Annotated in this window: 1 pseudogene; it reads right to left on the bottom strand. The window is 67.2% G+C overall.

Annotated features, from left to right (window positions below):
- Positions 1-63 precede the first annotated feature (63 nt).
- Positions 64-250, bottom strand: a pseudogene (locus tag AMS65_RS19900) (phosphonate ABC transporter ATP-binding protein); the annotation flags it as partial.

Here is a 250-nt window from a genome sequence, read left to right as displayed (position 1 = left end):
GCTCGGCGGCAGCGTCGGTGGTGTATACGAGCACGGTCTTGATCTCGGTGTGACCCGCCCTCGTCATGCCTGCGACCCCAGTCGGTCGCGAGGTTGAATCGGTCGGCCGTAGATCTGTTCGAAGTCGGCGTCGGTCGCCGATGCCGCGGGCCCGTCGTAGACGACGCGGCCGTCGCGCAGCCCGATCATGCGGGTCGTGTACTGGCGGGCGAGATCCATGAGGTGGATGTTCACGAGCACGGTCAGGCCG

It is taken from the genome of Leucobacter celer subsp. astrifaciens (assembly GCF_001273835.1).
In the GTDB taxonomy this organism is placed as follows: Bacteria; Actinomycetota; Actinomycetes; order Actinomycetales; family Microbacteriaceae; genus Leucobacter; species Leucobacter celer.
Note: the sequence above shows the minus strand (reverse complement) of the source record. Positions and strands in the feature narration are given on the sequence as shown.